The organism is uncultured Maricaulis sp., from assembly GCF_963975345.1.
Taxonomy (GTDB): domain Bacteria; phylum Pseudomonadota; class Alphaproteobacteria; order Caulobacterales; family Maricaulaceae; genus Maricaulis.
On the sequence record NZ_CAXBGE010000013.1, the window covers coordinates 86784 to 104118 of the forward strand.

The 17335-nt window shown below is 60.9% G+C and carries 20 protein-coding genes; 4 read left to right on the forward strand and 16 right to left on the reverse strand.

Going from position 1 to position 17335, the window contains the following annotated elements; all coding sequences use genetic code 11:
* Positions 1 to 2: 2 nt before the first annotated feature.
* The 5 genes from AAC029_RS14005 to AAC029_RS14025 all read right to left on the reverse strand — a co-directional run bounded on the left by AAC029_RS14005 (position 3) and on the right by AAC029_RS14025 (position 3852).
* Positions 3 to 884: a protease modulator HflC gene (locus AAC029_RS14005; protein WP_339748961.1), complete on the reverse strand. Its 882-nt coding sequence runs from the start codon at positions 882 to 884 to the stop codon at positions 3 to 5.
* Complete coding sequence (gene hflK, locus AAC029_RS14010; protein WP_339748966.1) at positions 881 to 2038, reverse strand: FtsH protease activity modulator HflK; 1158 nt, start codon at positions 2036 to 2038, stop codon at positions 881 to 883. The genes AAC029_RS14005 and hflK overlap by 4 nt, the downstream gene beginning before the upstream one ends.
* A 109-nt stretch (positions 2039 to 2147) precedes the next feature.
* Positions 2148 to 2663, reverse strand: a complete 516-nt coding sequence (locus AAC029_RS14015; protein WP_339748969.1) for a dihydrofolate reductase — start codon at positions 2661 to 2663, stop codon at positions 2148 to 2150.
* The gene (locus tag AAC029_RS14020) at positions 2660 to 2992 is read right to left on the reverse strand and encodes a MazG nucleotide pyrophosphohydrolase domain-containing protein (protein ID WP_339748972.1); all 333 of its coding nucleotides are present in this window, start codon (positions 2990 to 2992) and stop codon (positions 2660 to 2662) included. Before AAC029_RS14020 ends, AAC029_RS14015 begins: the two co-directional genes overlap by 4 nt.
* Complete coding sequence (locus tag AAC029_RS14025; RefSeq protein ID WP_339748975.1) at positions 2989 to 3852, reverse strand: thymidylate synthase; 864 nt, start codon at positions 3850 to 3852, stop codon at positions 2989 to 2991. The genes AAC029_RS14020 and AAC029_RS14025 overlap by 4 nt, the downstream gene beginning before the upstream one ends.
* A 216-nt stretch (positions 3853 to 4068) precedes the next feature.
* Here AAC029_RS14025 and AAC029_RS14030 point away from each other — a divergent pair, with 216 nt between their 5' ends.
* Both AAC029_RS14030 and gspG read left to right on the forward strand, forming a co-directional pair.
* On the forward strand, positions 4069 to 4437 hold the full coding sequence (locus AAC029_RS14030) for a VOC family protein (RefSeq protein ID WP_339748982.1): 369 nt from the start codon (positions 4069 to 4071) through the stop codon (positions 4435 to 4437).
* 528 nt (positions 4438 to 4965) lie between these two features.
* Positions 4966 to 5442: a type II secretion system major pseudopilin GspG gene (gene gspG / locus AAC029_RS14035; protein WP_339748984.1), complete on the forward strand. Its 477-nt coding sequence runs from the start codon at positions 4966 to 4968 to the stop codon at positions 5440 to 5442.
* A 36-nt stretch (positions 5443 to 5478) separates the two neighbouring features.
* Here the strand turns inward: gspG and AAC029_RS14040 are convergent, their stop codons facing one another.
* The 10 genes from AAC029_RS14040 to AAC029_RS14085 all read right to left on the reverse strand — a co-directional run bounded on the left by AAC029_RS14040 (position 5479) and on the right by AAC029_RS14085 (position 15357).
* Positions 5479 to 5913 (reverse strand): hypothetical protein, encoded by a 435-nt coding sequence (locus AAC029_RS14040; RefSeq protein WP_339748987.1) that lies wholly within the window; start codon positions 5911 to 5913, stop codon positions 5479 to 5481.
* Positions 5910 to 6422: a hypothetical protein gene (locus tag AAC029_RS14045; protein ID WP_339748989.1), complete on the reverse strand. Its 513-nt coding sequence runs from the start codon at positions 6420 to 6422 to the stop codon at positions 5910 to 5912. The genes AAC029_RS14040 and AAC029_RS14045 overlap by 4 nt, the downstream gene beginning before the upstream one ends.
* Positions 6419 to 7300 (reverse strand): hypothetical protein, encoded by an 882-nt coding sequence (locus AAC029_RS14050; RefSeq protein ID WP_339748991.1) that lies wholly within the window; start codon positions 7298 to 7300, stop codon positions 6419 to 6421. Before AAC029_RS14050 ends, AAC029_RS14045 begins: the two co-directional genes overlap by 4 nt.
* Entirely contained in the window at positions 7300 to 7788 is a 489-nt protein-coding gene (locus tag AAC029_RS14055; protein WP_339748994.1) for a hypothetical protein, read from the reverse strand. The genes AAC029_RS14050 and AAC029_RS14055 overlap by 1 nt, the downstream gene beginning before the upstream one ends.
* Positions 7789 to 7790: 2 nt before the next feature.
* A complete protein-coding gene (locus tag AAC029_RS14060) occupies positions 7791 to 8183 on the reverse strand; it encodes a prepilin-type N-terminal cleavage/methylation domain-containing protein (RefSeq protein WP_339748996.1) in 393 nt (130 codons plus the stop codon).
* Positions 8180 to 9367: a type II secretion system F family protein gene (locus AAC029_RS14065; RefSeq protein WP_339748998.1), complete on the reverse strand. Its 1188-nt coding sequence runs from the start codon at positions 9365 to 9367 to the stop codon at positions 8180 to 8182. The genes AAC029_RS14060 and AAC029_RS14065 overlap by 4 nt, the downstream gene beginning before the upstream one ends.
* Entirely contained in the window at positions 9364 to 11001 is a 1638-nt protein-coding gene (locus tag AAC029_RS14070; protein ID WP_339749000.1) for a GspE/PulE family protein, read from the reverse strand. Before AAC029_RS14070 ends, AAC029_RS14065 begins: the two co-directional genes overlap by 4 nt.
* On the reverse strand, positions 10998 to 11834 hold the full coding sequence (locus AAC029_RS14075) for a hypothetical protein (RefSeq protein WP_339749002.1): 837 nt from the start codon (positions 11832 to 11834) through the stop codon (positions 10998 to 11000). Before AAC029_RS14075 ends, AAC029_RS14070 begins: the two co-directional genes overlap by 4 nt.
* Positions 11827 to 13806 (reverse strand): type II secretion system secretin GspD, encoded by a 1980-nt coding sequence (gene gspD / locus AAC029_RS14080; RefSeq protein ID WP_339749004.1) that lies wholly within the window; start codon positions 13804 to 13806, stop codon positions 11827 to 11829. The genes AAC029_RS14075 and gspD overlap by 8 nt, the downstream gene beginning before the upstream one ends.
* 144 nt (positions 13807 to 13950) lie before the next feature.
* Positions 13951 to 15357, reverse strand: coding sequence for a right-handed parallel beta-helix repeat-containing protein (locus tag AAC029_RS14085; protein ID WP_339749007.1), 1407 nt, complete (start codon positions 15355 to 15357; stop codon positions 13951 to 13953).
* A 77-nt stretch (positions 15358 to 15434) separates the two neighbouring features.
* On the opposite strand from AAC029_RS14085, the gene AAC029_RS14090 reads away from it, so the two are divergent.
* Both AAC029_RS14090 and AAC029_RS14095 read left to right on the forward strand, forming a co-directional pair.
* Entirely contained in the window at positions 15435 to 15695 is a 261-nt protein-coding gene (locus AAC029_RS14090) for a hypothetical protein (protein ID WP_339749012.1), read from the forward strand.
* Between the two features lie 243 nt (positions 15696 to 15938).
* Positions 15939 to 16397, forward strand: a complete 459-nt coding sequence (locus AAC029_RS14095) for a transposase (protein WP_339749093.1) — start codon at positions 15939 to 15941, stop codon at positions 16395 to 16397.
* A gap of 707 nt (positions 16398 to 17104) precedes the next feature.
* Here the strand turns inward: AAC029_RS14095 and AAC029_RS14100 are convergent.
* On the reverse strand, positions 17105 to 17332 hold the full coding sequence (locus tag AAC029_RS14100) for a hypothetical protein (RefSeq protein ID WP_339749014.1): 228 nt from the start codon (positions 17330 to 17332) through the stop codon (positions 17105 to 17107).
* Positions 17333 to 17335 lie beyond the last annotated feature (3 nt).

Sequence of the window (17335 nt, forward strand, 5' to 3'; positions counted from 1 at the left end):
AATTAGTTACGACCCGTCTCGCTCCGGAAATAGTCGAAGAACTCCGAGTCTGGCGCCACGATGATTGGCGTACCTTCGCCGATCGCTTCCTGATAGGCGATCATCGAGCGATAGAAGGCGAAGAATTCAGGGTCACGGCCATAGGCTGCCGCGTAGATGGCGTTGCGCTGGGCATCGCCCTCACCCTTGATCCGTTCCGAATCTGCGCGCGCCTGGGCCCGGATAATCAGGCCCTGACGATCGGCATCGGCCTGGATTTCCTGGGCTTCCTGGGCACCAACAGCGCGGATTTGTGCGGCGCGTTGTTCACGCTCCGAACGCATGCGCTGGAAGACCCGTTCGGCGATCTGCTGTGGCAGATCGGCGCGAAGGATGCGGACATCGATCACTTCGATTCCGAGATCCTGCCGCGCCACTTGCGATTCAACCGCTGTCTGGACCCGGTCCATCAATTCGGCGCGCTGGCCGGAGACCACTTCCTGGGACGGGATCGAGGCGATCACGCCGCGAAGTGAGTCATCCATGATCGAGCGCAGGCGCGATTGCGCACCACGTTCATCGCCGACGGTCTGATAGAAGCGAAGCGGATTGACGATGCGATAGCGCAGGAAGGCATCGACGACGAGACGAACCTGATCCGATGCCTGGATTTCTTCCGGGCTCATGTCAAATTCCAGATTGCGCTTGTCGAACATCAGCACATCCATGACGAAGGGGAGCTTGAAATGCAGGCCCGGGTCTTCGTCACCGACTTCATTGACGGCATCAATCGGCTGACCGACGCGCAGGATCAACGCCTGCTGCAGCTCATTGACCGTGTACACACTTTGCAGTCCGACAAAAACGAAGCCGAACAGGAGGATTATTCCGAGGGTGCGGATCATTGGTTGGTCCCCTGACTGCGAGTGCGGTTCTGACCAAGCTGGTCAAGCGGAAGATAAGGCACAGCGCCGGACTGACTATCGAGAATGGTCAGATCGGAATCGCGCAATACGCCTTCCATGGTCTCCAGATACATGCGGTGACGCGTGACTTCGGGCGCTTGCACATATTCCTCATAGATCGACAGGAAGCGGTCAGCCTGGCCTTGCGCTTCGGCGATCACCGAGTCGCGATAACCTTGGGCCGCCTGGGTCAGACGAGCCGAATCACCACGCGCTTCCGGAATCACCCGGTTGGAATAGGAGGTGGCTTCCAGACGCAAACGCTCGGCATCCTGCTCGGCGACATCCACATCACGGAAGGCGTCGATCACGCTGGCTGGCGGCTGCGCCGTCTGCAGATTGACCTCGAGAATTTCGATACCGGCGGCATATTCCGTCAGCGTCGCCTGCAGCAATTCCTTGGTCCGGCGCGAAACTTCGCCACGGCCCTCGGTGATGATGTATTGCAGGTCCGAGGTGCCGATCACTTCGCGCATGGCGCTCTCGGCCACGGCGCGAACCGTGTTCTCCGGATTTCTCACATTGAACAGATAGTCGCGCACGCCGTCGGGATAACCGATATTGACGCGCCACTGCACGGCAAAGTCGATATCGACAATATTCTGATCGCGCGTCAGCATCTGGCCCTCGGGGCCGGTGCCGATGGTCAGGGTATTGGTCGTGGTCACCTCGGGCAGGAAGACGGTCTCGATCGGGGTCGGGAATTTGACATGCAGACCTGGCGAGGTCGTGCGGCTGTACTCGCCGAAGCGCAACACAACGCCATTCTGGTTTGGTCCGACCTGATACCAGCCACTACCCGGAAGCATAAACCAAACGCCGACAAGAATGAGCAGCACCAGACCGACGCCGAAAAACCCGCCGCCCTTGCCGCCATCCTTGCCGCCGGCTTTGCCGCCGCCGCCAAACATGCCGCGGAAGCTGCGCTGCAATTGGCGCACAACTTCGTCCAGGTCAGGCGGCTCTTGGCCACCACCGCCACCACCCTCGGGCTTGCGGCCCCAGGGATTTTGACCGTTTCCGTTATTGCCGCCGCCAGAGCCCCATGGGCCTCCGCCGCCGCCGCTACCGCCGGTATTATCGTTCCAGGGCATGGATGCTTCATTCCTCTCGATACAGTGTCGCCATAGATGGCCGTTCGCGGGCAAAGGTTCAAGGTTAATCGGGGGGGACATGCAGACTGCCAATCCCGTTGACCCGGGCTCAGACGCGTTCCAGCACCCGGCAGACGAAGGCGTGATCATCGCCCGGCCCGGCCTCGCACACACGGCGGGAGACCTCCGACCAATGCCCGGCGGCCAGCGCCGGGAAGACAGCATCACCTGCCGGATCGGCCTCAACTTCAGTCAGATAGAGCCGATCCGCCCGCGCCAATGCGGCCGCATAGATCTGGCCCCCACCAATCACGAACACCTCATCGACCGAATCGATTCGCGCCTGTGCGGTCGCGAAATCGAATGCCGTCTCGAGATCGCCCGCCACTTGCCCGCCCTCGGCGATAAAATCGGCCTGGCGCGTCACCACAATGTTCAACCGCCCCGGCAAGGGCCGTCGCGGCAGGCTGTCCCAGGTCTTGCGGCCCATGATGATCGGCTTGCCCGTGGTCAGCGCCTTGAACTGTTTGAGGTCGGAGCTCAGCCGCCAGGGCATGTCGCCCTCACGCCCGATAACGCCATTGCGGCCCCGCGCCACGATGAGACAGATCGCTGGTTCGCTCACGCCCCCTCCTCGCGCTCAAGCCAGCTGAGCCATTTATCCTGCACCGCGTCATCGAGATCGATGCCCTCATCGCGCGCCATGAGCAGCAACATGCCGAGCACATCGGCCATTTCGCGCGCCAGATGCTCACGCGCACCATCATCGGCCGGCTTGCGGCTGCGGCCTGTTGTGGTGAGATAGGCTTGGGTCAGTTCGCCGAGCTCTTCCTGCAATTTGAGCAGATACCAGTCGCCCGAGCGGTCGATGTCATAATGCTTGGCATAGATATCGGAGACCTGGGCGATGCGGGCTCCCAATTCGCCGAGCCCCAAAGAGCGGGTCTCGCTCATACCGCCACCGGTGCCTTGATGCCGGGGTGCGGATCATAATCTTCGAGCATGATGTCCTCATACTCGAAGCCGAACAGGTCAGTGGCATCGGGATTGAGCCGCAGGCGTGGCAGGGCGCGCGGCGTGCGCGAGAGCTGTTCGGCGACCTGGTCCATATGGTTGGAATAGATGTGGGCGTCGCCGAAGGTGTGGATGTATTCGCCCGGCTCCAGCCCGCACACCTTGGCCACCATCGTCGTCAATAGGGCGTAGGAGGCGATGTTGAACGGCACGCCAAGGAACATGTCGGCCGAGCGCTGATAGAGCTGGCAGCTCAGCTTCCCGTCGGCGACATTGAATTGATACAGCGTGTGGCAGGGCGGCAGCGCCATTGAGGGCACATCGACCGGGTTCCAGCCCGAGACGATCAGGCGCCGCGAGGCGGGATTGGTACGGATCTGCTCGAGCAGGTTGGAGAGCTGGTCGATTTCGGTGCCATCGGGCCCGGCCCAGCGCCGCCACTGCTTGCCATAGACCGGACCAAGCTCGCCATCGGCATCAGCCCATTCATCCCAGATCTTGACGCCGCGCTCCTGCAACCAGCGCACATTGGTCTCGCCGCGCAGGAACCAGAGCAATTCAATCGCGATCGATTTGAAATGCACCTTCTTGGTCGTCAGCAGCGGAAAGCCTTCGGAGAGATCACAGCGCAATTGCCGGCCAAACACCGAGCGCGTGCCGACACCGGTGCGATCATCCTGCTGCGTGCCGTGTTCGAGAATATCGCGCAGCAGATCGAGATAGGCCGCTTCCGCCGCCGAGCCGGTCGCGGCCGCGCTTCCGGTTTCGACACCGGGCTCCAGTACGGCTGCATCGGCCATTGCGATCTCCACTGCGCCTGTTGATCGCACACTCTACATCCGATTCGCCGCGACCGAACCTTCGGCGTCAGATTGATCCACATATATTGTGCCGCGCCGCCGCGATCACGATTCCGTGCAATACACCGCAAAAGGACTTGCCTTGGCCGCGTTCGGCGCTAGCTTGGCGAGATTGGAACATAAAAAGAACATCAACATCTCTGAGGGAGAACCACAATGCTGGGCTATGTCACTTTAGGAACCAATGACTTGCAGCGCGCTGCCGCGTTCTACGACAAAATTTGCGCCGAATTCGGCGTTGGCCGGATGATGGATTTCGACACTTTCATCGCCTGGGGCAAGCCCGGTGGTGGTGCCGGCATCGGCCTGACCAAACCGTTCGACGGCAATCCCGCCACCGTCGGTAATGGCGTCATGCCCGCCTTCCAGGCCGAAAACCCGGCCCAGGTCGACAAGGTCTACGCCCTCGCCATCTCGCTCGGCGCCCAAGACGAAGGCCCCGCCGGCCCACGCGGCGATGGCGGCTTCTACGCCGGCTATTTCCGCGATCCGGACGGCAATAAGCTGAACGTGTTCTGCATGTAATTCCCGTCGTCTGCGAGTTCCCGGTTCGTCGGCCTGCGCCTTGCGTGGGCCGGCGCTGACCATCTCCCCCTTTTTGGGCTCCCCCCTTTTGGGCACTTTCAGCGATTGCGTTGCCGGCGGATAGAGCGGCAAATACCACCAACGGTTCATGCGCACGTAGGTGATCGAGACCGCGATATGGACCCGCTCTCGGGGGCCTGAGATCTCGATTGCGAATAAATGGTGATGGGCGATAAATGGTGACAGGCACCCATTTCAATGCGCATGACCAATGGCGAGGCAACAGGATATACGTTCGGGCGGCGATGGCGGCTTCCAGCCGACTATTTCCGCGACCCGGACGGCAACAAGCCAAATTGGATCAAGGTGGCTCAAATACGGACAAAGCCAGCGCGCAATCGCATCACTCAGTCGACGATGCTGCAACAAGTCTGCGCCGATCCCAACTCTGCCACCAATTCAGCTTGCATCGTAGATACGGGCGGCACAACCTCTATGCGGTGATGACGCTGAAGCGCGGGAGCAAACATGGACAACAAGAAAGCTGAGGCGACGCGACCGGCCGGCTGCTCCATCAACGATGAGCGCGGCTTCACGCTCACAGAGATGCTCGTCGTGCTGGTGATCATAGCATTGCTCATGGCGATCCTTGCTCCCAATATCATCGGGCGCCTGGGCGGTGCGCGAAGCCAATCCGCTGAGATTCAGATGGAAAACCTCGCCGGTGCGCTTGAACTCTACCTCATCGACACAGGTCGATATCCGACTCAGGATATCGGATTGAGTGCTTTGGACACGGCGCCAGCTGGCATCACAGGCTGGTCCGGTCCCTATTTGCGCCGAGGCGGCGTGCCCGACGATCCATGGGGTAACGCCTATATTTATCAAACCCGCGCGTCAGACCATTTCACCCTGCGAAGCCTCGGCCGCGATGGCGAAGAGGGTGGAACGGGTGAGGATGCGGATCTGATCGTGACAACGACGCTTCCCGATCAAGATAGCTAGGCGGGAGTTGGTGAACCACCTGGCGCCTTTTTTGCCCTAATGCCCCGAAAACAGACGCAACGCTTCGGTCCGGCCAGGCGCGCGAAGCTGCACCTCGCCGTCACCGATCTCGACAACCTCATAGGCGAGAAATCGATCTCCAACCCGTAGGGCCACAGCTTCTGCCTCACCGGTCGCAATCCAGCATATCGGTCCGTTTTCATCGACCCCAATGCCGGCAAGCCGCAGGTCTTGATCAAACTCATCGACAACGGGCGTATCCAGGGTCGGCGCGATCTCGATTGGGGACGGCGCCTGTTGGAACAATAAAGCATGGGTGAAGCGCGCCGCTGGTCGTTCAGATGCATCCCCAACACGCAAATTTTCCGTCAACGGGTCCGCTGTCTCGTGCCCGTGCGGTAACTGGCCCAGCACGACGGATGTCAGCAAAAGCAACACACCTGCGCTCGCAAAAAGGCGATTCCACATCATAGCGTGGGCTCCCATGCCTGTCCGAGAATGGCCGAAACTGCCACATCCCCCTCGCCTGCTTGATCGAAAGCGCGAAGAGTCAGATCTGCCACCGCCAATCGCGGCTGTGTCTCGGCAAGATTTTCCAACGCGGCGCGCAATTGATGTTCGCTGCCACGCCAATCGACCCGGGCTTCAAGAACACCGTCGCGAACTGTCATAACATTGAGGTGCAGCAGCTCGCCGGTAGCGAAACTGGTGCGGATCGCCGCGTCCAATTGCTCCCTTGCCACGGCAAGGTTGGCGGCGAGGACGGGCTGGGTCCAGGCGAAATCGGACAGCGACCGCGCGCGGACCTGCAATACCTGCTGGCGCGAACTCAACAAAGCCGTCTCTGAGCCGAGAATCGCGGCCTCGCGATAGGCATTCGCGGCGCGCCAAACATTGCCTGCGATCGACATGGTCAAGACGATCACCAGCAGGCCGAGCGCTACCCAAATCGAAGCGCGTTTGACGGTCTGGAAATTCACTGGCCCGCCCCCAACAAGCTGGCGGACAGCATAACCTGGTCGAGCCCTTCTGAGAGCGCGGCGCGTTCAATTGAAACACTGCCAGGCACCGCTATCGCATCGAGCAAAGCGGTCATTTCGCCGGTCGGTGTCCTCACGGCAGGTGAGGCCTGCCAGGTCAATTGAAGTTGGCGCCCGTCGAGTTGGAACGCCTCGACCTGCATCGCCGATGAGACAGACGTGGAAACAGCGTCGATCAAGACGATGGTATCTGCCACATCAAACTCACCCAGATCGGCCAGACGCTCGCGGCGCGCCACCGCTTCAGAAAGCTGCCGCAGGTCAGCCAGACGCGCCTGGTGAAAACCACGAGCGTCAGAATAAACCTCCTGCGCCCGCGCGCTCATGACGGTTGCAAGCGCCATCATACCCGCCGCCAGTAGCGCGAGCGCCGCTGCGCGGGCGGCAAAGCGCACGCGGCGCTGGTGCCGGTCCGCCTGCGTGCGAAAAACAAAACGCTCCCCGGTCGGCGCAATGTACAAAAACCCGCCCGTCGGAGCGGATTTGCCCTGTCCATCAGTGATAATCGCCTGCAGCGCATCACTGGCGGTCATCGCCGCGGCCCAGTAGCTCTGATCAATGCGGGCGACAGCCCAGGACAAGGTGTCTATGGGTGCTGGTGCCAGTCGATCAGCTTGAAACGCAAACACACGGGCGGCCTCGGCCGGTTCATCGGTGCACACCGGGAAGCGCGCGACGAACACATCGCCAGCCGTCAGCGTGTGATAGCTGGGCTGAAGCCGATCTCGCAAAGCTGGCGGTAACCATAGTGCGGCATCATCCACCGCATCCAAAACGGTATCGATAGTCTTGGCCGCATAATTCCACAATGCTGACACTAAAGGCCTCCTGCCAGACAATGCCGGCTTGCGCGATCATATCGGCAATTGCGGACCAGTGACGCGGGCGCGCGCGATGACGCCCGAATGCGATCATCGTCCAACTGCACCTGGGTCAACACAACCATTTGCCGACCGTCTCGCGCCTGCCGCACTTCGAGACGATACCCATGTCCCGCAAGCAGCATGCTGCGATCAGGGCCGCCGCGCACGCGCCATTGAAGACGCTCTTCGTGAGATTGCACATCGATGTCCAACCAGAGCCGGGTCGGGAAATCGCCGCGATTATCCTCACGGTCCGGCTCACCAATCACCAGCGCATCAGAGCGCGATTGCATCATGACCTGACGCAAGATGTTGTTGGCCGCCACAAGCGCGCCGCGATCCTGGGCCGCGGCACGAATATGGCGATACCCCTGCATGGTGCCAAACAAAGTCTGCGTGGCCAGACCCGCCATCAGGGCAAAAAGAGCGAGCGCGACGAGCATTTCTACGAGTGTGAACCCTGCTGCGCCGGTGCGATCTCGACGCGGCCCAGGGTACGGCGATTTTCGCGACCTTTCCATATCCAGACCACCTCCGAGCTAACCGATACCCATGTGACTGCAACCCCCGCCAGCTCACCATCATAGAGCGGCTCACGGCGCACACGCCAGCTCGCCTCAACCTCGCCGCCGTCGAGTTTGGCCCGCCCGCTTGCCGTTTCGCCCTGCTCGGAGTGATAAACCAGAACCGCCCATGCGGACGCATCCTGATCCAGCATCGCCTGCTGCGACAACGCGTTTGCAAGAACAACTGTCACCCCAACCGATGCGAGCGCAAAGATCATCAACGCCACCAGAGCCTCAAGCAGGGTGAATCCCGATGTTCGATGCGCACTCATCGCACGGCCGCATCGGGCAGGCTCGCCAGACTGGAAAACAGCGTAATCACGAACAGACCAATCATCGAGCCCAAAACAATGATGATCATGGGCCCGGCAATCGCTGCAAGGCGTTCCAGGCGAATTTCCGCACGCTCGGATAGCGACAGGCCTGCATCGGAAACGAGTTCGGCAAAACCCCCACCCCGGTTTCCCAGCCGTCCGGCCTGCACGATCAGGTTTCGCTCCCCGAGCGCGCCGCTCAGTGCGCCGGACAATTCGCCGCCCTGACGGACAACACCGGCTGCGAAGGATAGCTTTTCACGCAAAATCGAATTTGAGACGGCAGCGCTCGCATCCTCGATCGCATCGCCCACCGGCGTTCCCGCTTTGAGCAATGCCGCAAAGATGCGCGCAAACAGCGCCGTCTCAATCGATGCGGCGATCCCCAGGCCAACCGGGCTCATCACAAACCGGTCGCGCCAGCGGTCCAGCGTCTCGCGAAAGCTTGGCACCTGAACCAGCAATATTCCGGCAAGGACCGCCAGAAGAACCGTTGCCAATACAAACGGCGCTGCGTCCGACACGGAGAGCAAAACGCGTGCACCAGCTGGCATGGCATCGCCGAGGTCTTCAAGCACGGGACGCAGGCTGGGAATGACAACCAGCAGAAACACAGTCAGCACACCGATGGCCGTCAATCCAACGACGGCGGGGTAAATGAGCAAAGAGACGATGCGTTCGCGAAACTTGGCCGTTGCCGAAAACAGCGGTGCCGCCGCGCCCAGCGCATCCGCCAGGCGGCCCGCGCGTTCACCGGCGCGGATGATCGCGCTGAGGGCCTGGCCCGGTGCCCCGCCAAAATTATTAAACGCCTCGCCCGGTCCAGCTCCGGCGCTGAGCCGGCTGGCAGCATGCCCAAGCGCCCGCCGGGCCGCCACGCTATCCTGGGCTTCGGCGGCAAGGCGCGCGCCTTCTTCCAGCGGAATACCCGATGCGATGAAGCGGGAAAGTTCCGCAGCCAGCCGCGCCGCATCGCGATAGTTCAACTGATCACCGCCGCGCTTCGGTGCCGGCTCAACCCGGATCGGCGCCAAGCGGCGCGCGGCGATCATCTCCGCCGCCTTATCAGCGCTGTGCGCCTCGACTTCGCCGTGCTGCCGGCGGCCATCCTGGCCCAGTGCCGTATAGCGAAAAATCGTCATGTCGATTCCAGACGCAACAGCACTTCAGCCACGCTGGTCAATCCGCGTGACGCCTTGATAATCCCATCGACCAGCAATGGTTCGGCAATGAAATCGCGCAGTCGCGAGGCGGGCGCCTGGTCGCGTGTCAACGCGGCAACCTCGCCCTCAAACACCAAGGTCTCGGTGACAACCATGCGCCCGCGGTAACCGCCATCACAAGCAGGACAGCCCACAGCGCGGCGAAAACCACCCGTGGCGAGCATCGCCAAGCCGTTGGCCTCCAACAGGGCGTGTGGCGCATCGTCAGGAGCTGCGCAAGCGGGACAAAGTCGGCGTACCAGACGCTGCGCGGTCGTTGCCGTCAGCGTCGCGGCTAAAAGATAGGGCTCCACCCCCATTTCAATTAGGCGCAAGGCAACGCTGGCCGCATCATTGGCGTGAATGGTCGATAGGACGAGATGGCCGGTAAGGGCCGCCTGAACGGCCGTGCGCGCCGTGTCAGGGTCGCGGATTTCACCGACCAGAATGATGTCCGGATCATGACGTAAAAAGGCCCGCAGCGCATTGGCAAAACTTAAATCGGCCGCCAGATCGAGCTGCGTCTGGTGGACATCATCGAAATAATATTCGATTGGATCCTCGACGGTCACCATTTTGCGGTCCGTTGCCCGCAGGGCGTTCAGCGCCGCATAGAGCGTCGTGGTCTTGCCGCCGCCGGTCGGTCCGGAGACCAAAAACAGACCCTGCGGCTTGGACGTCGCCGCCTTGATCTTGGCGATTTCCTCGGTGCGAAACCCCAGATCGGCAAAGGCCAGCCTGACATCGGCACGATCGAGCAGACGGATCACCGCGCTCTCACCGTGCGCCGATGGAATGATTGACAGCCGCGCATCGATCGGACGACCGCGGGCGCTGAGGGCCGTGCGGCCGTCTTGCGCCCGGCGGTGATCGGAAACATCCAGATCGCCGAGCACTTTCAAACGCACGATCAGACCATCCGTCATGGACGGCGACAGGCGCTGACGGTCCTGCAAGCGACCATCGATGCGAAAGCGCACCCGCCCGCCTTCCGGCTTGCGCTCAATATGAATGTCGGAGGCGCGCATTTCGGCCGCCTCGGCCATCAAGCTTTCCGCCAGCCGCACCGCCGGGGCGTCTAGGGATAGATCGCGGATACCGCCCGCATCATCGGTCCAGCGGGCACTGCCGACCCGCGTTGGACCATCCTGTCCGCTCGCGACCTCGCCGTAGAGATCGTCAAATGCCCGCCGCCAGGCATGAAAGCCGATGACGCGGCAGCTCACAGCCAGACCCGTAACGAAGCGCACGCCCGCGACAGCCTCGTGATCCGTTGGATCGACCACGGCTAGAATCAGCGCGCCGGCCTCTGTCGACAAGGGCAGGCAACGGTGTTGCTTGAGAAAGCCTGCTGTGACCGTGAGCGGCAAGGCTGCGCCGGGCAGCTCTCCCGGTTCGACGGGGCTCAGGCCATAGACTGCGGCCAGCGTTTCAACGACGGTTTCGTCAGGCAGGAGGCCAAGGCGGCTGATCACAACCGGCAAGGGCTCACCAGTCTCCTCCTGAGCTGCCCGCGCACGAATGACAGCATGTGAGGTCAAACCGGCGGTCTCAAGCTGATCGAGCATGATCATGAGCGCGCGCCGTTACAGATGGGGTCGCTCGCAGCGATACGGTCCCAAGCCTGGAGCCGATACGGCGCCTGCGGATCGCCGGTCAGGCGCACCAAGGCCCAGACCCCCGCGCCCCGATCCGGCCCCTCGTCCAGGCTCATATCGAGCCCGATCAGATCGCCGGTGCCGAGCGTGACGGGCGGGGCGGTCGCGTCGGGTTGGCCCGGCGCAATCAAGTGTCGAAGCCTTGGCGGTGCCAGCGTCGGATCGGGCGCCTCGCGCCAACTGGAAACCGTCACATAGGTTTTCAGACATGGCAGGATCTGCTGCGGCATGCCGAGAATATCGGCCAACTCGTCTTCAGAGGCAAAAGGGCGGTTGGCCGGCGGCGGCAGGCCGGCGCGCAGATAAGCCTGTGCCTCGGCGCCATGATTGCTGACGAGATCGTCCGCGTCGCGCCAATCGAGGATCGCCGAAGCGAGACGGTCCGGAGCATCCGCGCCGGCCGCCTGTAGTGCGAGCGCCAAAAGCGTCGGCGGCGCGGCGTTGAGATCGACACGGCCGTCAGGCGAAAACCAGCGCACCGAGACCGCGCCGGCATCGGTCTCGATCCGGGTCGCATCGCCATATTGTATCGGGTCCGAGCGGGACGCCACCTCATGCAAAGCTAGCGCAAACGCTGTCTGGAAAGCCGCATCGAGGCGGTCTTCCTCGCGCACGCCCTGCTGGAAAAACGCCGTGTCCAGCACGAGATGGATCGACAGGACCGCGAAAGTCGCGAGCACGACCGTCATCGCCACGGCCGTAATCAGGGCGGAGCCGCGATCGGCGCGCTGGCGCTGCGACCTAGTCATCGCGGAACCCGAAATTGCGCAGATAATCCATCCGCTCGCGCAGACGCTGGGTCACATCGATACTGTCCTGGCGCGAATGCATGACGTGTGGGGTCAGAAACACCAGCAATTCGGTGCGCCGCGTCGTGTCAGACGTGTCGCGGAACAGATTGCCGAGGCCGGGCAATCTCTGCAGGCCGGGAATGCCCGAGCGTGTACGCGTCTGCTGCGAGCGGATCAGGCCACCCAGCACCACAGCCTCGCCATCATACAGCGAGACGGTCGATTCCAGGCGGCGCTGTTGAATGGTGGGCGAGTCGATCCCGGATGTCGTCGTCGCGGCGACCGACGAGACTTCCTGGGCGACATCGAGCACGATCAATCCGCTTGGATCGATCCGCGCCGTCACCCGCAGCACTACGCCGGTATCACGAAACTGGATTGAATTGACGATCGGCGCATTGGGATCCGCGACGCTGACCGCACTCTGGGTCACGATCGGCACCTGGTCGCCAACCTGGACGATGGCCGAGTGATTATTGCGCACGACGATTTGCGGCGACGCGATGGTGTCGACCTGGGTCAGGGACGAGATCGCATTCAGCGCAGCGCGAACAAAGTCGGCGCTATAGGTGTAGGAAAAGCCGGGGAAATGCGCCGAGATGCCGCCACCCGAATTGCTGGTAGAGGTCAGCTCGCCGCCATCGCGGGTGTCGAAATACCATTGCACCCCATAGCGAAGATCATCGGTCAGCACGACTTCGACAATCATCGCCTCGATCAATACCTGGTCAGGTGCGTGATCGAGCTGGGTAATGACGGCCTCGATCTCGCGCTGGGTGTTTTCGTCGGCGGCGATCAGCAGGCTGTTCATGCTCTCATCGGCGCGCACGGTGACCGGTATCGCGCCGGACGAGCCGGGCTGCGCCGCGAACAGATCGGTGAGATGTTGGGCCACGGCGGGTGCTTCGCTATTGACCAGATTGCGGACCCTGATCTGGCGGCCATTGGCCGGACGCACATCGAGTCGTGTGATCCAGGCCTCGACCTGGTCGAGGCGGTAGCTGTGATTGGCAATCGCTATCACCGCATTGAGCCGGTTCAGCGCGACGAGTTCAAGCTGACTGCCGATCGGGCCGTCCTGGCCACCCATCACCGCATTGAGTTCGCCGACCATCGCATCGGGCGAGGCGACGCGAAGCGGATAGACCGCGATCGACATCTGGCTCAACCAGTCGGCATCGAACAGGGTGACCATATCGAGCATGGCTTCAACATCCTCGGCGGAGCCGGACAGAATCAGGGTTTCGCGCGGCTCGTCGGCGATCACCTCGCCGCTCTCGCGCGTCATTGGCCGCAACAGATCGGCCATTTCATGCGCCGAGATATAGCGCAGCGGCACGATGACGATGCCCTGTCCCACAGGCAAGCCGGCGGAGACTGGCTGCGGTCGTGCGCGCACTGCGCTGCCGCGCCCGACCGGCGTAACCAGATAGGTGCCATCGCTGCCGCGCGCCAAGCTGACGCCCGCCATGGCCAGGGATTGCTCGAGAATTCGCGGCACGTCCGCACGCGGCACCAGCCCGGCCGAGCGTAGGCTCACCAAGCCGGAAACCGACGGATCGATCACGAAGGCTTCGCCGAGCAGATCGCCGATCACGGCCGAGACGACTTCGGCAATCGGGGCCGAGTCGAAGGCCAGTTCGACACCATTTCCGGTGTCACGCGCCTGATGGCGCGGCGGTGACGCGACCGCTGCCGTCGCATCGCGGCGCCAAGGCTCAAGCGCCGGTGGGGCGGGATCGCTGACCGGAGACGTGGTGGTTGCATTGATTATGGCCGCCTCAGCCCGCGGAGGGGGCGGCGCGGTGCCGGCAATCGCGGTCGGGCCGGCCGCGCGGAAAAAACCGTCTGGACCTGACGCAGTCGCACAACCGCACAGCAACAGGCAGAGGCCGGAGCCGATGACAGAGATGACTGGTTTCAATTGCATAAAGCCCCTAAACGCGCCCCGGCTGCACAGTTTGACATTGTCTGTCAGCGAAGTGCAAGGCCGCGGCGTCGCTGGGCTGTGGGAATTCCCGGGCGGGGCAATGGGGCGGGCAAATTGCTTGTGCCCCCCTATTTCATCCATTCTCTAGTTCATGTTGAAGGGAATGAAGGCGCCGGTGTAAACAGGGCGTCCCTCCATACTCGTGCAGTTGCCTATTTTACCGGTCGTGAAGCGCGGGCTGTGGATAGAAAGGTAATTCCCGGTCACGGCGCTGAAACCGCGTACGCCCTCAACAAGAATCGCCGACACAGTAATGCTGGCCTGGGGCACAAAATATATCGCCTCATTATTACTGGATTGCTGATGGTCAAAATCGAAACCGTCGATCTGAATTTTGCCCCAGTTCGTCCGCGGCGAGCGACCATTTACCGAACTGATATCGACCATATGGATCCCTCGGCCATACCCCGGACGAGTAAATCGTTCGGAACACTTTTTGACCGTCAAGTCATCAACATCAAAGATCGCGTAATTGTTCGTTCCGACGGTATCTTCAACATGACAATTTTCGATAGTGAGGCGTTTTGAGAAGAAAAGTCCGACCCCAGCCGGTGGCCCGGATACAGCGCAAGTGTCAAAAAACTCGCTGTTTTTGATCGTAATGTCTTCGTTGAAAATGGTGGAGTAACTCGCATTCGCTGAAACTTCCAAGCCGGCCCCTTGGGCGCCATTCACACGGCATCCAATAATGGCGCAATCGTTCGCGTATTGAAGCAGAAACCCTCGCCAGCCGGCGTTGTAAGCCACGCAATTCAGGAAGCGAACATTTTTGACCGTGTTGGCGTAAGCCTCATAGCCAACGGCGGCGAAACTGTCATCGCCAGTATCGCGGGCGGTACACGCCTCAAATATGACGCCGTCGGCATTGTTGACATGAAAGCCATCGCCTTGGGTGTTGTGGGCGTAACAACTGATGACCTGCACGTCCTGGGTCGGGATTGCGTTGGTGTGATCACCGATTTGCAGGCCGAAATCGGAGCAGCCATAAAACTCACAATTCTCAATGACCGATTTTGAAGCCCGAAAACGGAGATGCACGCCATTGAGACGCGATGTCGCTGCCCCACCGAATGTCAGGCCGCGTACGGTGATATTTTCACAGGTACGGTCAACAACCCAAGTGTTGTTTGCCTGGCTGATCTGGTTGAGCACTGCGGAATCGCCAAACACGGTCACATATTTTCGGTTGGACAAAGTGGACAGACCACTGGTCAGGTATTTTCCTGGCGGGAAATACAAGGCGGAATGATCGGTGAGCGCTGCGATCGCGTTATTGATCGCAGTCGTGTCGTTCGTGAATCCATCACCTAACGCACCATAATCGCGTACATTAAGGAGAGTCGGAGCACTTAATGTGCCCGCCGAAGCGCTGCCCGTTACCGCGCCCGCCAACACCGTCGGAATTACGACCGACGCCGCTGCAACCGTTACCGGAGCGGCCGCAAGAGCAACCGGCACTTTGAACAAAAACTTGCGTCGTGAAACTGACATGAAACATCCCCATCAAGTTATCTTAAATCACGGTTTAAAACACGGTCACGCTCACCCGGTTTCGTCTCGGTCGACAGGTGCAAAATAAAGAACAGCACGGATATTTAGCAACACTACCAAAGTTGATTTTGGAGCAAGATGAGCTTGGCCCCCAAATTATTGAATCAGTTCAAAAGCTGCACTCCAAGCAGCAATACTCACAACCTCAGCGGCTTATCGATCAAACCACCAACGCTCCGGTCGCGGGGCGTGCCAGAACTGTATCTGAAGCACATTTCACAATCAAGGGGTGCATTTCTATCCGTCAACAAGCGTTGGGCAATGCATTATCAGTATAATTTGGAGAGCGAATTTTGAATGCTTCGCACTGGATACATCGCCCCCATCTCGACGAGAACGGTCGGATCCGGTCGGCCAGAACAGGTGCGTGTCACTGTTTATTCAGCAGTCAAGCCGACCAGCCGCCAGTCTCCAGGCTCCAGAACGACCAGTTCCAGTGCATCCGACAGATTGGCAATCGCGCGGGCAATTGAAGTCGTAAAAAACAGGGACACCTTGGATTCAACCGGTCGGCGGACCACATCACCCAGCGCGGCAACCGGCGGCAACAAACCTTCTTCAATGAGGAGGATTACGCGCTCTATCGCGATTTGATGATCGCGGCCTGCGCGGCCCAGCGTGTCCTGTGCTGGGCCTGGTGCCTGATGCCCAATCACGTTCATCTTGTTCTCGTGCCCGCCCGGCCGGCGGCGCTGGCGGCGTTGATGCAGCGTGTGCATCAGGCCTATACGCTCGCGGTCAATGCGCGCGAGGGACGGACGGGGTGTTTGTGGCAGGGCCGTTTTGCTTCCTATGCCATGGATGAGGGGCATGCGCTGGCGGCGGTGCGCTATGTCGAGCTCAATCCGGTGATGGCGCGCCTGTGTGACAGCGCCCGGGACTGGCCCTGGTCGAGCGCGGCGGCGCATCTGGATGGCCGGCTCGACCCACTCCTGACCCGCCCGGCCTTCCTCGACCGCATCCCCGATTGGGCCGCCTAGCTGGAGACCGGGCTCAATGCGCAGATCGAGGCCCGGATCGGACTGTTCGATGGGCCGGGTTATCCGATGGGCGAGGCGGGCTGGCTGTGCGAACTGGAGCGGCGGCTCGGCCAGTCCCTGCGGGCAGCGCCGCGTGGGCGGCCACGCATGGCGGCGCGCGAGCCAGGGTAATTGACGTTGGAATGGGTGCCTGTCACCATTTATTTTGAAATAGGTGCCTGTCACCATTTATTTTTGGCGAAGGTGCGCACGCCATCGCCGGTCATATTGTAGCGACCGTCATAGGTCGGTGCTGTCTGGCCGGTGACGCTGGTGATCCGGTTGAGGCCATCCGTGCCATAGATCAGGTCAAGATTGACATGTCCGGTCCAGGCATAGGCATCATTGGAAGCGCTGCGCGTGGCGATCTGGCCGGCCGGGTTATAAGTAAAGCTCGTGGTCTGATCGCTCGTGGTGCCTGCCAGATTGTGCGTCAGTGTGCTCAGACGCGAGGCGTTGTCGAATGCATAGCTTGTGGTAACGCCATTACCGCGCGTGATCGAGGTGCGGCGGCGTCACGACCGCTGCGGTCGCGTCGCGGCGGAAGGGTGGATCGGTGTTGGGCTGTGGGGACGGACAGGGATTGATGAATACCGCCGACTATTCTCAATGACCGTCACTCACGGACGGGGTGCAGCCTATTGCGTCTGTCCCGGTACTCACACGGTCTATTTGCTATCGTCCTCGCTATCGTGATCGATAAATGGTTTGAGGCCAAGCACCCAGAAAACGATCACAGCTAAAATTGGAGTTATACCAAAAATAACGTTGTCGTATTCACCAAATACTCCAAGATGAAACCACACGTTTATTGACGATGCCACAACCAATACAATCAAAACTATCGTCAAAACCCGTTTCTGCCCACTCGTCAATACCATTTTAAGAGGTTTCATGTG

Excerpts from the sequence above, each read along its gene's own strand:
- AAC029_RS14055 (WP_339748994.1), bottom strand. The coding sequence starts at position 7,788 with ATGCTCGTCGCGCTCGCTCTTTTTGCCCTGATGGCGGGTCTGGCCACG.
- AAC029_RS14065 (WP_339748998.1), bottom strand. The coding sequence starts at position 9,367 with ATGACGATTTTTCGCTATACGGCACTGGGCCAGGATGGCCGCCGGCAG.
- AAC029_RS14040 (WP_339748987.1), bottom strand. The coding sequence starts at position 5,913 with ATGATGTGGAATCGCCTTTTTGCGAGCGCAGGTGTGTTGCTTTTGCTG.
- AAC029_RS14100 (WP_339749014.1), bottom strand. The coding sequence starts at position 17,332 with ATGAAACCTCTTAAAATGGTATTGACGAGTGGGCAGAAACGGGTTTTG.
- AAC029_RS14085 (WP_339749007.1), bottom strand. The coding sequence starts at position 15,357 with ATGTCAGTTTCACGACGCAAGTTTTTGTTCAAAGTGCCGGTTGCTCTT.
- hflK (WP_339748966.1), bottom strand. The coding sequence starts at position 2,038 with ATGCCCTGGAACGATAATACCGGCGGTAGCGGCGGCGGCGGAGGCCCA.
- AAC029_RS14060 (WP_339748996.1), bottom strand. The coding sequence starts at position 8,183 with ATGAGTGCGCATCGAACATCGGGATTCACCCTGCTTGAGGCTCTGGTG.
- AAC029_RS14025 (WP_339748975.1), bottom strand. The coding sequence starts at position 3,852 with ATGGCCGATGCAGCCGTACTGGAGCCCGGTGTCGAAACCGGAAGCGCG.
- AAC029_RS14030 (WP_339748982.1), top strand. The coding sequence starts at position 4,069 with ATGCTGGGCTATGTCACTTTAGGAACCAATGACTTGCAGCGCGCTGCC.
- AAC029_RS14070 (WP_339749000.1), bottom strand. The coding sequence starts at position 11,001 with ATGATCATGCTCGATCAGCTTGAGACCGCCGGTTTGACCTCACATGCT.
- gspD (WP_339749004.1), bottom strand. The coding sequence starts at position 13,806 with ATGCAATTGAAACCAGTCATCTCTGTCATCGGCTCCGGCCTCTGCCTG.
- AAC029_RS14020 (WP_339748972.1), bottom strand. The coding sequence starts at position 2,992 with ATGAGCGAGACCCGCTCTTTGGGGCTCGGCGAATTGGGAGCCCGCATC.
- AAC029_RS14075 (WP_339749002.1), bottom strand. The coding sequence starts at position 11,834 with ATGACTAGGTCGCAGCGCCAGCGCGCCGATCGCGGCTCCGCCCTGATT.
- gspG (WP_339748984.1), top strand. The coding sequence starts at position 4,966 with ATGGACAACAAGAAAGCTGAGGCGACGCGACCGGCCGGCTGCTCCATC.
- AAC029_RS14005 (WP_339748961.1), bottom strand. The coding sequence starts at position 884 with ATGATCCGCACCCTCGGAATAATCCTCCTGTTCGGCTTCGTTTTTGTC.